We start from the raw sequence: 13718 nt of genomic DNA on the forward strand, positions 1-13718 counted from the left end.
AGATATATAACTGAATCATTGATCTATCCGGTACAATTATAATAGATCTGTTTGAAGAAAGTCCCATGTCATCCGGTGATTCTCTGGACAGACGGAGCTTCCTTACCGCGGCCGGCAGTGCCGCGGCAGCCGCAACGCTCGCAGGTTGTTCCGGCGACGGTGGCGATGGTGGCGGCACCGAAGGTGGAGACGGCGGCGACGGCACTGGTAGCGACGGTGGCGACGGCGGGGACGGCGGGAGCGACCAGACGCTCGTGTACGCCCGCGGTGACCACCCCGAGAACTACGACCCGCAGCAGTCGACCAGCGGCGAGGTGGCGAAGGTCACCAATCAGGTATTTGATACCCTCATCCAGTTCGCAGCCGGGAGCGGTGGCCAGCTGGAGGACGCACTCGCGACCGACTACACTCTCGAGGGCACCACCGCGACGCTGACGCTCCGAGAGGGTGTGATGTTCCACAACGGCGAGGAGTTCACCGCGTCGGACTTCAAGGCGACCTGGCAGCGGTTCACTCAGAGCGACTACGAGTATTACCTCGGCGACGATACCCGGTCGGGGTACGGTCCGTTCACGCTCGGTGACTGGATCGAAAGCGTCGACGCGAGCCAGGACTACGAGCTGACGATCGAGCTTACACAGCAGTTCGCGCCGTTCCTGCGGAACCTCGCGATGTTCGCCTCGGCAGTCCTTTCGAAAGCCCAGATCGAATCGCTGGGCGACAGCCAGGCCGACCTCGGAAGCGAACCCGCGGGCACCGGGGCGTTCCAGTTCGACACGCTCGACAACCCGAACGAGCGCATCCGACTGGCGGCCAACAACGACTACTGGGGTGACGGCCCGAACGTCGGGACGGTTATCTTCAAGACGATCACCGAAAACAGCACGCGAGTGCAGGACGTCATCAACGGGGCCTCACACATCACGGATAACCTCGACTCGTCCGGATTCCAGCGCGCCGAGGAAAGCGGAACGGCGACGCTGTTGCGGAAGGACGGCATCAACCACGGCTACATGGCAATGAACATGGCCCGGTTCGAGCCGTTCCGAGACCGGCAGGTCCGTCAGGCCATCGCGCACGCCGTCAACACCGAGGCCATCGTCAATCAGATCTATCAGGGCTTTGCAACGCAGGCTTCCCAGCCGCTCCCACCGGACGTGCTTGGGCACAACGACGACCTCGATCCGTATCCGACGGACAAGGAGAAGGCCCAGTCGATGCTCGAAGAGGCGGGCTACGGCGACGGCTTCGAGTTCGAACTCGCGACGTTCTCGAACCCCCGGGGATACAACCCCAGTCCGGTCAACACGGCGAACCAGGTGAAGTCAGACTTGGAGGAAATCGGTCTGACGGTCAACATCAACCAGTTCTCCAACTTCGGACCGTATCTGGACTACACGTCGGCCGGGAAACACGACGCCTGTTTCCTCGGCTGGTACACCGACAACGCCGACCCGGACAACTTCCTGTACGTCCTGCTGGACCCGCAGGTGGAGATGGACGCCGTGCCCGACGGGCAGGACTGGGTCAGTTTCGACGCCGACGGGTACAACACCCTCAACGTGTCCGGCTGGGCTAACGCCGACTACATGCAACTGGTCCGGGAAGCCCAGAAGACCTACGCGGAGGGCGACCGCGAGTCAATGTACGAAGAGGCCAGCCAGATAGCCTACGACGAGTCCCCGTGGGTGTTCATCGACTACGCCGAGACGCTTCGGGCGGTCAACGAGGCTGTCGCCGAAGACACCTACACGATCAGCTCCGTCGGTGGCCCGTATCTTAACACGGTCGAACTGCAGTAGCACTTCAAGAGAACTTTCGAATGAACTGGACACAGTCTCTTTTCAGGCTGGTCGAGCCGGTGGTACCGCCACGGTTCGTCATCAAGCGACTGCTGTTGCTCATCCCGGTGCTGTTCGGCGTGGCGTCGGTCGTCTTCGCGATTCTGCACCTCGCCCCGGGCGACCCTGCTATCGTTATCGCCGGCCAGCGGGCGTCGGCCGAACAGCTCGAACAGATACGTGTTGAACTGGGACTTCGGCGGCCGCTCTGGGAGCAGTACCTGAGCTTCCTGTGGGACGCGGCACGATTCGATTTCGGCCAGTCCTACAGCATCAGCCGCGGGAACAGCGTCCGCTCGGTCATCTCGGACCGGCTCCCGATCACGCTCGAACTCGCGATTTATGGCCAAGCAGCGGGCATCCTACTCGGCCTGCCGCTGGGCATCATCTCCGCAGTCAAGCAGGATTCGCTGACGGACCACGTCACCCGGATCGGGGCGCTGACTGGTATCTCAGTCCCGATATTCTGGTCCGGACCGTTGCTCATCCTGCTGTTCTCGACGTATCTCGACCTGTTCCCGACCAGTGGCCGCATCAAGTCGACGCTGTTCCTGCCCGATACCTGGACGCTGCTCGGCCGTGAGCTGCCCCTGACCGGGATGATCACGCTCGATACGATCCTGCTCGGGAACACCGAGGCGTTCCTCTCGGCGGCCCATCACCTGTTCCTGCCGGCAGTCGTCATTGGCGTCTACTCGACCGCGCTCATCTCCCGGATGATGCGCTCCTCGATGCTTGAAGTCATCCGTCAGGACTACATCCGAACCGCGCGGGCAAAGGGTCAGGGCGCGAAGATCACGCTGATGAAACACGGCTTCCGGAACGCGCTGATTCCGGTCGTCACTGTCATCGGTATCCAGTTCGGCACCCTGCTGGGCGGCGCAGTCCTGACCGAAACCGTGTTCGGTATCAACGGGATGGGGCTGACTATCGTCGACGCGATCAGCGCCTCGGACTACCCGGTGGTTCAGGGAACAGTGCTCACCTTCGCCCTGCTGTTTACGCTGGTTAATCTCTTCGTCGACATCACCTACAGCTACCTCGACCCACGGATTCAACAATGAGTACGGACACCGAGACACGGGGTACGCTGGGACGCCTGCGGGCGTCCCCGTTCCTCGCCGACCTGCTGACGAACCGCCTCGCCGTCGTCGGGCTGACGATTATCCTCAGCATGGCCGCTGTCGCCATCTACGCCCGCGTGACATACGATCTCGGCGCACTTGCCAGCTCACAGCTCGGCACCGAAATCGCTGACCGCGCACCGCCCGGCTGGCTCGGTCCCGCGCCCGCGAACCAGCAGTTGTTCGGCACGGACGCGGCGGCCCGTGACATCTACAAGCGGAGCCTGTACGGTGCGTGGCTGGCCCTGAAATTCGGGACGATCACGGTCGGGACCTCGACGACCGTTGGTGTCGGACTGGGGATTATTGCGGCGTACTACGGCGACGTGACCGACAACGTCATCATGCGGACGATGGACGTGCTGCTGGCGTTCCCGCCGCTGTTGCTCGCACTCGCGCTGGTCGCCATTTTCCCGCGAGAGCTTGGACTCTGGCGGGCCGTGGCGGCGCTCGTGCTAGTGTACACGCCGCGGTTCGCTCGGGTCGTTCGGGGAGCCGCACTCAAAGTGCTCGAAGACGAGTACGTCGACGCTACGGTCGCGCTTGGCGCGACCGACCCGCGAGTTCTCGTCCGGCACATCCTGCCGAACACGCTCGCGCCGATCACTGTCCAGTCCACGCTGAACTTCGGGCTCGCCATCATCGACCTCGCGGCGCTGTCGTTCCTCGGATTCGGCGCACAGGCCGGGTCGCCATCGTGGGGCCTGATGCTGTCCCGCGGCGTCGAGAACGGCCTGCTGACTGGCGAGTGGTGGCTCTCCTTCTTCCCGGGGCTGTTCCTCGCTATCACCGTGCTGGGGTTCAATCTGCTCGGTGACGGGATGCGTGACGCGCTCGATCCGCGGATGCGCGACGCGATCGACTGATGGCACAGAGCGGTGCCCCACCGCGGCTCCGGCAGTACATCGCTGCCCGGGCGCGACTGGTGGGAAGCGGGCTGGTCGTCGGCCTCCTGCTTGGTGGCCTCGGAATGGCGGGCTGGACGCTCTATACCGGAGATGCACGATCGAGTGAAGCAACGGTGTTCGCCCTCGGCGCGCTAGTGTTCGGCTTCGGCCTGCTTGGCTGGTCTGGGTCGATACTCGCTGGCCGCGGCATCGAAGCCATGCAGGAACACATGGACACACGGAGCAACTGGACCGAGCGCGATTCGCGGCGAGCGATGGCCCGGCTCTGTGGCGGTGGCGGTGGGATAATGGTCGGGACGTCAATCGTCGCCGCGTTACTCTAGCCGCTCGCTGTCCGCGCCACGGACGTTCTCGCCCTGATGGTCGTAGAACACGTCCTCTTGAGCAGTGCTATCGTCAGCATCCAGCGCGTCGCCGCGCTCGTAGACGACCACCCCACGGACCATCGTCCACTCAGGGAATACCGCGTCGCGGCCCTCGAACGGTGTCCAGCCACATTTCGAGTGGAGCGTCTCACCGCTGATCTCGCTCGTCTCGGTCGTGTCGACGAGCACGAGATCGGCGTCCTTGCCGGCCTCGATGGCCCCCTTCTGTGGAATATCGAACACGTCAGCAGGGTTGCGCGCGGTAAGGTCCCGAACACGCTCGTAGGTGAGCCCGCTATCCGGGTCACGGGCTTCCGCCAGTAGGAGCGGAAGGACAGTCTCGACACCGGGGACGCCCGACGGCGCGTCCCAGATGCTGGCGTCCTTCTCCTCGCGGGTGTGTGGCGCGTGGTCCGTCGCGATCATGTCGACGGTGCCGTCGACGACCCGCTCGTAGAGCTTCTGACGGCGTTTCTCGCGGCGCAAAGGTGGGTTCATCCGCCCGAACGTTCCCAGCTCGGAGAGGTCGCGCCGGGAGAGCAGCAAGTGATGTGGCGTCACCTCGGTTGTCATCCCGGCCTCGCTGGCGATGTCGACCCCCTCCGGCGTAGACGTGTGGGCGATGTGTATCGTCGCGTCGTGCTCTTTTGCGACTGCACAGGCCCGCTCGACGGCCTTCGCTTCGGCCTTTGCAGTCCGGAACGCGCTCCAAGCGTCGGCGTCGTCGCGAGCCTTGGCATCGTCGTTGAAGTAGTCGGCGTCCTCGGCATGAACCGTGACAGGGACGTCGTTGCCGGTGGCAGCCTCCAGCGCATCCGCGAACAGGTCGGCCTCAATACCCATGTCGCCGGTCGAGTCCGCGAGGAACACCTCACCGAGCGCGAACAGGCGACGGCGCAGGAGGACGTTCGGAATCCAGTCGGCCGTGACGCCGCCGTTGATGCCCCAGTCGACGACGGAGTCGGCAGCGAACTCGGCTTTCTGGTCGAACGACTCGCCGTCGATGGTCGGTGGATCGGTGTTTGGCTGGTCGACGACAGTTGTGACGCCGCCGGCTGCCGCAGATCGGGACCCGCTCGCCCACGTCTCCTTGTGGGGGTAGCCGGGCTGGCGGAAGTGAACGTGCGCGTCGATCATTCCCGGAAACAGCCGCTTGCCGGTCGCTTCGATGACGTGTTGGTCGGACGCGTCGAGGTCGCGGCCGACCTCGACGATGGACTCGCCACGCACACGGACATCCCGTTGGTGGCCGTCCGGCAGCGTCGCGTTACGGATGAGCATACGCCCAGTCGACCGGGCGCACCCCTAAGTCTCTCGGATAGTGCTCACCGACACGTCGCGGCCGTCAGCCAGCGACCGCTCCAGCGCCGCGATGACCCGTTCGGGGTCGTCGGTCCCCCCGGCATTGGCGACGCTCCCGACGCTCTGTGGATCGAAGGGAACGTCGAGTGCCTCGTAGATCGGAGCCAGCACCTCGGCGATAGCCTCGTGGTCCCGAACGACGACGATACCGCCGACAACAGCGACGGACTGGCGGACGCGCTGGGCAAGTCCGGCGATTTTGCCGTCTGCCTGAAGCGAGTGGCTTCCCGGACAGAACGCAGCGTCCGGTTCGCCGGTCCGGGCGGTGATACCGCGGTCGTCGATTGCACGCTTCACAGCAGCTTTGGCCCACTCGTAGCGATCGTCGATAGTCCCTCGCGGGTCCTCGGTCGGGACGGCGAGGGAGAACGAAACCGTCGACCCGGTGTAGGCGACTGCGCGACCCCCCACGGCGCGCTCGAGGACGGTGTAACCTCGGTCGCGAGCGGCCCGGCACGCCTGATCGTAACCGTCGCTGTTCGCGTCCCGGCGGCCGAACGCGACCTGTCTGTGCGGTCGCCAGACTCGCAGGGCTGGCTCTCGGTCTTCGGCGACTGTCTCGGCCATCTCGCGGGTCCGCTCGAAATCGGTTTCGGGATCGGCGGCGCGGCCCCGTAGCAGACGCATAGTCAGACTGTACGGACTCTCTGGTTAAAACGGTCCGCCAGTTCAGCAGACAGCTCCCTTTCAGCGGTGGATAGCGAACAGGCGACACATGGCCGTCGCGGCGGGACGTGTCGCGCACCCGCTGCCCCCGCCGCGGTCGTCGTCAGCGCACACGAAGCGGTGGTCCCGGCATGGGTTTTGAACCCTTGGACGACAGAGCCATACCGGTACATCCCTAATCGCCGCCGATGGTCGTCACGATACCGCGAGACGTGCTCTTCCAGTACTACCGGTTCTCCCTGTACAACTCGCCGTTCGACGCCCACGACGAGGGGTGTGCCATCGACCTCTATCCCGACGGCGAACGTGCACCGTCACCGGTCGCCGGCGAGGTGCTGGACACGAAGACGGTTCAGGCCCCGCCGAAGGCCTACGCCGCCGAGCACGACCACCTCATCCTGATCGATACCGGCGATACGGTGGCGCGGCTGCTGCACGTCGACCCCGCTGTCGAACCCGGCGATACAGTGGCCGTCGGCGACGACCTCGGAGCGCTGGTCCGGGCAGGCTTTTTCGCGCCGTGGGTTCCGAACCACATCCATCTCGGCTTCCGCGACCCTGATTCGAACCCCTACCGGGCATCGGGGTCGCTGCCGGTCGACGTGGCCGTCGACGTGACGCCGCTGTCCTGGGACGGGACCGGGACCGTCGTTGACGGCGGCGAAACGTGGGCCCGACTCGACGAACCTGCCCATCCGGCACCCGGTGACTCCTTCGTCGGCATCGCTAACGCTGTCGACGGCGACGGTTCGGGCGTTCTCGACGGCGGCTTGCCCCACTACTCGGGCGGTGGCTTGCTGTCCGGTGACGGGACAGCGGCCGCCGCTATCGCCGGAACCCGTGTCGGAACAGCTGAGGGCCGCACAGTCACATGGGACGACCTGACCGTGCTGGCAAACGGCGAACCGATAACCGGCATCGCGCTGTTCTGTGGCTGCAAGCGCTTCGGCGCGAAGCTCGTCGGCGAGGCCATCGACCTCGCTGTCGGTGACGAGGTGCGGGTGAGTATCGAGCGAGGCGCGACCGGCGACGACGCCACGTAGCTACGACTCCACGTAGCGCTCGGCGTGGGGCTACTTCGCTTGTTCGTAGGCTGACCCTTCCCTCTCAGTCAGGCAAACATGAGGTCGTCGCGCTCAGTCAGTTCGCCGAACAGCCACTCGGCGTGGTCCAGTGCGTATTCGCGGTGCTCGTCCTCGATGTAGCCGACGGCGTCCTCGACAAGCACTGGTCGGTAGTCTCGAAGGCCAGCACTGGACGCGGTGTGGAGTACGCAGACGTTCGCGAGCGTGCCACAGATAACCAGATCCTTGACGCCGTGGGCGTCGAGCCATCCCTCCAGTTCCGTCTGGTAGAAGGCGTCGTAGGTGTGCTTGACGACGACAAGGTCCTCGTCCTGTGGGTCGAGTTCGTCGACGAGTTCGGCTTCCCACGAGTCTTCGACGACGTGTTCGCCCCACCGGTCGAACTCGTCGTAGTAGTGGGTGTCCTCGAACTGGTCGGGCGGATGCACGTCGCGGGTAAACACGACCGTCGCGCCGGCTTCGCGGGCACGGTCGACGAGGTCGGCACAGGGCGCGATGGCTGCTTCGCTGTCCGGTGCGTAGAGGCTTCCGTCGGGGTGACAGAAGCCGTTCTGCATATCGACGACGACCAGAGCGGTCTGCGCTGGGTCGAGTTCCATGTGAGAACCTTGGCAGGGCGCGACTACGAAAGTTACTCCCAGGGTGGGGACTGGGCGGCAGAAACAGACGTGAAAAATTCTTCTGGCTGACGAATGTGCTCACGATGAGCGTGTGACTTTTCACTGTGGTAACCTACCGTGAAGGTAGATGCGCCGCCCTTTCGCCCTCGTCGTTCTCTGTGCCGTTGTGCTGTTACTTGCAGGCTGTCAGGCACCCAGTGTGTCGCCCGACCAGACGGAGTCGAGCAACGCCGATCTGACGCCGAGCGAACCCGCGACCGACTACGGGAACAACGACTCCGCCCCGGGAGCACCTGCGACGGACCGGTTGGGCTACGAGAACGGCTACTGGTACAACGAGTCGCTGTCAGTAACGACCGATGACGGACTGAACGAGACGGAGCGGGAAGCCGTCGTCGCCCGGACGATGGCCCGCGTCGAGCGGATTCGCGGGCTGGAGTTCGAGGAGACAGTGCCGGTCTCCGTCGTCTCGCGAGCCGAGTACCGCAACAACACGGGCGGCGGCGAGACCGGCGATTCGCTGCGTCGGTTTGACAACGCGAAGTTCGAGGCGCTGTTTTTCATCGGCGAGGACCGCGACTCCATCGCCGTTCAGAACAGCAACCGCGGGGAGAGCGTGCTGGGCTACTACAGCAGCCAGCGCGGGGAGATCGTCATCGTCAGCGAGTCGGAGACGCCGACGATTAGCCGGGGGACGCTGGCCCACGAACTCGTCCACGCCCTGCAGGACCAGCACTTCGGGCTCGAAAGTGACGCGCGGACGCGGGATCAGGTGCAGGGTCGGAACGGAGTAGTCGAAGGCGATGCCGTCGCCGTCACCCAGACCTACACCGACCGCTGTGGCGGGGAGTGGCGCTGTATCGACAGGCCCGCCCAGAGCGGCGGTGGCGGCGGTGACCGCCACTTCGGCATCAACTTCATGCAGTACTTCCCCTACAGCGACGGGCCCGGCCTGATCGGGAATCTCCGAGAACGCGGCGACTGGAGCAATGTCAACGGCGCCTACGATGACTATCCCGATGGAGCCGCCGAGGTGACGTACCCCGAGCGCTACCCCGAGTGGGAACCCGAGTCAGTCTCGCTTAGGGACCGGTCCAGCGACGACTGGGAGCGGGTGAGGCCCTCGACCGACCGCGACCGACCAGACTACGCCGTCGTCGGCCCCTCTGCCATCGCCGGGTCGATGGCGTACACCATCGCCGATGACTACAACGAGTCGAGCGTCGTCCAGACGCGAGATGTCATCAACTACGAGGACGGGTCGCTGGACAGCGACGACCCGTACAACTACGACCTGCCCGCGACCGACGGCTGGGCGGGCGGTCGGATGTACGTCTACGACAACGGTGACGAGACGGCCTACGTCTGGAAGACGACCTGGGACAGCGAAGCCGACGCCCGCGAGTTCGCCGACGCCTGGGAGGGAGTCATCGCTCACTGGGGCGGCACCAGAACTGCGGAGGGCCACTGGGTCATCGAAGAAGACAGTCCCTACACCGACGCTGTTTCGGTCAGAGTTGACGGGGACACGGTCACCGTCGTGAACGCACCGACGGCCGACGAACTGAGCGAGGTTCACGATGCGTAAGGAACTGCTCATTGCGCTGACGGTCGTTCTGGCGGGCTGTACGGTTCCCTCCTTCGGCGGCAGCGATCACCCCGAGACGCCGACCGGCGAGGACGCCATCGGCTACGAGAACGGCTACTGGTACGACGACTCGGTGTCGGTGACGACCGAGGACGGACTGAACGAGAGCGAGCGGGAGGCTGTCGTCGCCCGAACGATGGCCCGCGTCGAGCAGGTCCGCGACTTGGAGTTCAAACAGTCGGTCCCGGTGTCGGTTATCTCCCGGGCCGAGTACCAGAATCGCTCGGGGGGCAACGGCAGCGGCGGTAGCAGCCGTCCTCAGGACCCTTGGAACGATCAGGTGTGGGAAGCGCTCCTGCTCATCGGCGAGGACTCCGGCAGCAGCGACGAAATCGACGACACGCTTTCGACGACGGTCCAAGGGTACTACTCCCCGAGCCGGGACGAAATCGTCATCGTCAGCCCGACGGAGACGCCACAGATCGACCGGCGGACGCTCTCACACGAGCTCGTTCACGCCCTGCAGGACCAGCACTTCGGGCTGAACGGCTCCGCGAAGACCCAGGACACACAACTGTCACGGCAGGGCGTCACCGAGGGCGAGGCCAACTACGTCCGCGTCCTCTACGAGCGACGCTGTGGTGACGGCTGGGGCTGTATCGCGCTCCCGGACCGGACCAGCGACGGCGGAAGCGACAACGGCGACAGCGAGAGTCAGGAGCCGAGCTACAACGAGGGGCTGTTCACGGTCCTCTACCAGCCCTACGTCACCGGGCCGCGGTTCATTGACCAGATGCGCTCGGACGGCGGTTGGGACACCGTCGACGCGTTGCACGGCGACTTCCCCGACAGCACCGAGCAGGTGCTCCACCCGGAGAAGTATCCAGACGAAAAACCAGTGAACGTCAGCGTCGCGGACCGCTCAAACGAGGAGTGGAGCCGCTTTGATCACGACCCGGTCGGCGACACGGTCGGAGAGACCTCGATTTACGCGATGATGTACCACAACGGCCGGACGGAGGGCGACCGCTACAGCTACGAGAGCGAAATCTCGGCTGGCTGGGGCGGTGACCTCGTCGTGCCCTACCGCAACGGCTCCGGCGGCTACGGCTACGTCTGGGAGACTCGCTGGGATACCGAGGAAGACGCGAAGGAGTTCGAACAGGCTTACCGGGCGGCGCTGACCGAAGAGCACGACGCCAGCCAGCCCCGCAGTAATGTCTACGTCGTCCCAGCAGACGACCAGTTCAACGACGCGTTCCGCGTGGTCCGGTCCGGCAAGACCGTCCGCATCGTCAACGGGCCCAAGAGCGGTGACTTGGACGAGATCCACCGTGCCGAGGGGTGAGCAGGCATCAGACGAAGCGGCGGTACGCGAAGCGACCGAATCCCACGACTGTGACGATGGCCGTCGCGTACGCGGTCAGGTCGTGTGGCGGTTTCGAGACGGCGAGGTAGATGCCGACGGTTCCGAGCGCGGCGAGGCCACAGAGCGTCCAGAGGACGACGGCCCAGCGGCCGCCGACCGGCGCATCCGAGTCCGAGTCGCCACCTTCTGACTCACCGGCTGCGGCGTCGCCACGGTCGAGAATCCGCGTAGGGTCGTCGGGGACCCCGTCGTCGGTGTCGGGCGTGGAGAGCGGGCCCCGTTCGGTCTGGTTCAGCGGAACCTTCGACAGGACGAATCGGAGCCACCGCGTTCGCGGCGTCAGTGCGTCACCGAGCAGCAACAGCCCGAGCGCGATCAGAACCCCAGCGGGGAAGAAATCGAAGCGCTGGGCGAGATAGGCGTCGCCGGGGGAATCCGGGTCGTAGCGGACGGTGACCGACGACCCCTCATCGTAGTTCGACAGCACACGCGTGGCGCGGTCCCGCTGGTTCGTGTCGGTGTCGGTGCCGAACGCGATGTCACGACCGGTGTAGGTCCGGCCCTCGACGCGGTAGGTGTAGGTGACGTTCGGCCGGAAGTTCCGATTGCCCCCCAGCGTAGGTCGACTGATCTCGGTGTAACTGTCCATCTGTGCGCTCTCAACCGTTCCCGTCGTCGCGGCATAGCTGGTGGCCGTCCGGTACTGCGAAACACCGAGGATGGTCCCGGAGGCGAGCAGCGCGAGCGCGAGGAGGAGGGCGACGGAGCGGCGGGGGCTGAGCACGTTCGACGGGTACCGATTGCGGCGTGGAAAACGTTACGAGGCACCCACCGCTTCAGCGGCGACGGGCGCTGGCAGTGATCGCTCGTGACCGCCGACCGGACCGCTTTTTCCCTCGCCCGGCCGAACACAGGACAATGACCGAGGAGTTCGACATCGTCTCACCAGAGGCGATTCGCGAGGGGCGGGCGACCGACGCCTACTTCGACCGGACGATGGAGGCGCTGGAACACGCAGGCAAGAACCCGGACGTGGTCGCCGAGGTGACGGCGAACCAGTTCGCGACGGGCCGCTGGAAGCTGCTGGCGGGGCTGAAAGACGCCGCCGAGTTGCTCGAAGGACGGGACGTCGACGTTGACGCGCTCCCCGAAGGACAACTGTTCGACGGCGGCCCGGTGATGCGAATCGAGGGGTCCTACCGGGAGTTCTGTCGCCTGGAGACGGCGCTCCTTGGCTTTCTCTCACACTCGACCGGTGTCGCGACGCGGGCACTGGAGGCCCGTCACGCCGCACCGGAGTCGACGGTGCTATCCTTTGGCTCACGCCACGTCCACCCCTCTATCGGCGCGATGGTCGAGCGGTCGGCGCTGCTGGGCGGGCTCGACGGTATCTCGAACGTCGCTGCGGGCGAGGTCATCGGCCGGGAGGCCGGTGGGACGATGCCCCACGCACTCATGATCTGTTTCGGCCGCGGCAATCAGGAAGAGGCATGGCAGGCGTTCGATGCCGCCGTCCCCGAAGAGACGCCCCGCATCGCGCTGACGGACACCTACAGCGACGAGGCCGACGAAGCGCTCCGTGCGGCGGAGTCTGTCGATGACCTCGCCGGTGTCCGACTGGACACGACCGGGTCCCGGCGCGGGGACTTCCGCCACATCGTTCGAGAGGTACGCTGGACGCTGGACGCCCACGGCCACGAGGACGTGGACCTGTTCCTCTCTGGCGGCCTCACCCCGACGACGCTCCGGGAGCTCCGGGACGTAGCCGACGGCTTCGGTGTCGGGAGCTACGTCGCCAACGCCGACCCGCTGGATTTCGCGCTGGACATCGTCGAACTGGACGGCGAGCCAGCGGCCAAGCGGGGGAAGCTCACGGGGAAAAAGTCCGTGTACCGCACTGCCGACGGCGGCCACCACATCGGTCTGGCCGACCGTGATGGGCCGGAAGACGCCGAGTCGCTACTCGAACCACTGATTCGTGACGGAAAGGTCGTCAGGGAGTTCGACCTCGATGCGGCCATCGACCGCGCGGCGGCCGACGCCGAGCGAGTCGGCTACGAGGGCGTCACCGCCGAGGAGTAACGGGCGTTAAGTCGCCGGCCTGCAAATACGGGGTATGGTCGACCGTATTATGAAGGTCAACGCGTACACGACCTTCGACCTGCTCGACGGTGAGGTAGAAGGCCACGGCTTCGAGGAGGAGGCCCTGGCCGTGCTGAACGTGACTGCGCCGCGAAAGAACCCGGACCACGTCGAACTCCAGCTAGAGATGGACAACACCGACCTCGACGCGGTGAAGCCACACGCTGACTCGGTGACGCTGTCGGCGGCCCAGGCCCGCGAACTGGCCACTGAACTGGAGGAGTACGCGGAGAGAGTCGAAGACGCACAGTCGGAGTAGCCTGTCCGTCGCAGCGATAATCATGCATCGCCCCGGTTCGGTAATTCTATGGTGTGAAGACACATACCACGAAATATGTCAACCGAGACGCCCGGCAATCCAGCCGCACGGGAACTGGGCTATTGCCCGTGCTGTGGCTACCAGACACTCCCGGAGGGCCGACCCGGGTCATACGAGATGTGCCCGGTGTGTCACTGGCTCGACGACCCGATCCAGTTCGGCGATGTAGAGTTCGTCAGCGATACGAACCACGTGTCACTGACCGAGGCACGCGAGAACTTCCGCGAACACGGAGCGTGTTCCCCCGACGAGGCCGGGGACTGTGAGGAGCCGACAGGCCTCGACCGCGACCCGAACTGGCCCTACGAAGAATAGTGGACACGAAGACA

General features: G+C 65.1%; 14 protein-coding genes. 10 read left to right on the forward strand and 4 right to left on the reverse strand.

Annotation, left to right across the window (positions count from 1 at the left end; all coding sequences use genetic code 11):
• Window positions 1-65 precede the first annotated feature (65 nt).
• The 4 genes from ACYJ11_RS04500 to ACYJ11_RS04515 are packed head-to-tail and all read left to right on the forward strand — an operon-like array spanning window position 66 to window position 4196.
• Complete coding sequence (locus ACYJ11_RS04500) at window positions 66-1802, forward strand: ABC transporter substrate-binding protein (RefSeq protein WP_461646876.1); 1737 nt, start codon at window positions 66-68, stop codon at window positions 1800-1802.
• Window positions 1803-1822: 20 nt separating this feature from the next.
• On the forward strand, window positions 1823-2905 hold the full coding sequence (locus ACYJ11_RS04505; RefSeq protein WP_461646877.1) for an ABC transporter permease: 1083 nt from the start codon (window positions 1823-1825) through the stop codon (window positions 2903-2905).
• Window positions 2902-3831 carry an ABC transporter permease gene (locus ACYJ11_RS04510; RefSeq protein ID WP_188975070.1) on the forward strand — a complete coding sequence of 310 codons (930 nt, stop codon included), beginning with the start codon at window positions 2902-2904 and terminating at the stop codon, window positions 3829-3831. The genes ACYJ11_RS04505 and ACYJ11_RS04510 overlap by 4 nt, the downstream gene beginning before the upstream one ends.
• Window positions 3831-4196, forward strand: coding sequence for a DUF7268 family protein (locus tag ACYJ11_RS04515; protein ID WP_461646879.1), 366 nt, complete (start codon window positions 3831-3833; stop codon window positions 4194-4196). Before ACYJ11_RS04510 ends, ACYJ11_RS04515 begins: the two co-directional genes overlap by 1 nt.
• On the opposite strand, the gene ACYJ11_RS04520 is transcribed toward ACYJ11_RS04515, so the two are convergent.
• A complete protein-coding gene (locus ACYJ11_RS04520; protein WP_461646880.1) occupies window positions 4188-5519 on the reverse strand; it encodes a dihydroorotase in 1332 nt (443 codons plus the stop codon). The genes ACYJ11_RS04515 and ACYJ11_RS04520 overlap by 9 nt on opposite strands.
• Window positions 5520-5543: 24 nt before the next feature.
• Entirely contained in the window at window positions 5544-6227 is a 684-nt protein-coding gene (locus ACYJ11_RS04525; protein WP_461646881.1) for a lipoate--protein ligase family protein, read from the reverse strand.
• 227 nt (window positions 6228-6454) lie between these two features.
• Here ACYJ11_RS04525 and ACYJ11_RS04530 point away from each other — a divergent pair, with 227 nt between their 5' ends.
• Window positions 6455-7309 (forward strand): hypothetical protein, encoded by an 855-nt coding sequence (locus ACYJ11_RS04530; protein WP_461646882.1) that lies wholly within the window; start codon window positions 6455-6457, stop codon window positions 7307-7309.
• Between the two features lie 68 nt (window positions 7310-7377).
• Here the strand turns inward: ACYJ11_RS04530 and ACYJ11_RS04535 are convergent, their stop codons facing one another.
• Complete coding sequence (locus ACYJ11_RS04535; protein WP_416005606.1) at window positions 7378-7950, reverse strand: cysteine hydrolase family protein; 573 nt, start codon at window positions 7948-7950, stop codon at window positions 7378-7380.
• A gap of 148 nt (window positions 7951-8098) precedes the next feature.
• On the opposite strand from ACYJ11_RS04535, the gene ACYJ11_RS04540 reads away from it, so the two are divergent.
• Both ACYJ11_RS04540 and ACYJ11_RS04545 read left to right on the forward strand, forming a co-directional pair.
• The gene (locus ACYJ11_RS04540; RefSeq protein ID WP_461646883.1) at window positions 8099-9559 is read left to right on the forward strand and encodes an Hvo_1808 family surface protein; all 1461 of its coding nucleotides are present in this window, start codon (window positions 8099-8101) and stop codon (window positions 9557-9559) included.
• Window positions 9552-10907: an Hvo_1808 family surface protein gene (locus ACYJ11_RS04545; RefSeq protein ID WP_461646884.1), complete on the forward strand. Its 1356-nt coding sequence runs from the start codon at window positions 9552-9554 to the stop codon at window positions 10905-10907. Before ACYJ11_RS04540 ends, ACYJ11_RS04545 begins: the two co-directional genes overlap by 8 nt.
• Before the next feature lie 7 nt (window positions 10908-10914).
• On the opposite strand, the gene ACYJ11_RS04550 is transcribed toward ACYJ11_RS04545, so the two are convergent.
• Window positions 10915-11712, reverse strand: coding sequence for a DUF3592 domain-containing protein (locus ACYJ11_RS04550; RefSeq protein WP_188852707.1), 798 nt, complete (start codon window positions 11710-11712; stop codon window positions 10915-10917).
• A 134-nt stretch (window positions 11713-11846) separates the two neighbouring features.
• On the opposite strand from ACYJ11_RS04550, the gene ACYJ11_RS04555 reads away from it, so the two are divergent.
• The 3 genes from ACYJ11_RS04555 to ACYJ11_RS04565 all read left to right on the forward strand — a co-directional run bounded on the left by ACYJ11_RS04555 (window position 11847) and on the right by ACYJ11_RS04565 (window position 13704).
• Entirely contained in the window at window positions 11847-13010 is a 1164-nt protein-coding gene (locus ACYJ11_RS04555) for a nicotinate phosphoribosyltransferase (protein ID WP_461646885.1), read from the forward strand.
• A 34-nt stretch (window positions 13011-13044) separates the two neighbouring features.
• Window positions 13045-13329, forward strand: a complete 285-nt coding sequence (locus ACYJ11_RS04560) for a DUF6360 family protein (protein WP_461646886.1) — start codon at window positions 13045-13047, stop codon at window positions 13327-13329.
• A 75-nt stretch (window positions 13330-13404) separates the two neighbouring features.
• Complete coding sequence (locus ACYJ11_RS04565; RefSeq protein ID WP_188975089.1) at window positions 13405-13704, forward strand: CPCC family cysteine-rich protein; 300 nt, start codon at window positions 13405-13407, stop codon at window positions 13702-13704.
• Window positions 13705-13718: the final 14 nt, after the last annotated feature.

It is taken from the genome of Haloarcula sp. H-GB5 (assembly GCF_054850705.1).

Coding starts and splice junctions, on each gene's coding strand:
- ACYJ11_RS04500 (WP_461646876.1), top strand. CDS start 66: ATGTCATCCGGTGATTCTCTGGACAGACGGAGCTTCCTTACCGCGGCC.
- ACYJ11_RS04505 (WP_461646877.1), top strand. CDS start 1,823: ATGAACTGGACACAGTCTCTTTTCAGGCTGGTCGAGCCGGTGGTACCG.
- ACYJ11_RS04510 (WP_188975070.1), top strand. CDS start 2,902: ATGAGTACGGACACCGAGACACGGGGTACGCTGGGACGCCTGCGGGCG.
- ACYJ11_RS04515 (WP_461646879.1), top strand. CDS start 3,831: ATGGCACAGAGCGGTGCCCCACCGCGGCTCCGGCAGTACATCGCTGCC.
- ACYJ11_RS04520 (WP_461646880.1), bottom strand. CDS start 5,519: ATGCTCATCCGTAACGCGACGCTGCCGGACGGCCACCAACGGGATGTC.
- ACYJ11_RS04525 (WP_461646881.1), bottom strand. CDS start 6,227: ATGCGTCTGCTACGGGGCCGCGCCGCCGATCCCGAAACCGATTTCGAG.
- ACYJ11_RS04530 (WP_461646882.1), top strand. CDS start 6,455: ATGGTCGTCACGATACCGCGAGACGTGCTCTTCCAGTACTACCGGTTC.
- ACYJ11_RS04535 (WP_416005606.1), bottom strand. CDS start 7,950: ATGGAACTCGACCCAGCGCAGACCGCTCTGGTCGTCGTCGATATGCAG.
- ACYJ11_RS04540 (WP_461646883.1), top strand. CDS start 8,099: ATGCGCCGCCCTTTCGCCCTCGTCGTTCTCTGTGCCGTTGTGCTGTTA.
- ACYJ11_RS04545 (WP_461646884.1), top strand. CDS start 9,552: ATGCGTAAGGAACTGCTCATTGCGCTGACGGTCGTTCTGGCGGGCTGT.
- ACYJ11_RS04555 (WP_461646885.1), top strand. CDS start 11,847: ATGACCGAGGAGTTCGACATCGTCTCACCAGAGGCGATTCGCGAGGGG.
- ACYJ11_RS04560 (WP_461646886.1), top strand. CDS start 13,045: ATGGTCGACCGTATTATGAAGGTCAACGCGTACACGACCTTCGACCTG.
- ACYJ11_RS04565 (WP_188975089.1), top strand. CDS start 13,405: ATGTCAACCGAGACGCCCGGCAATCCAGCCGCACGGGAACTGGGCTAT.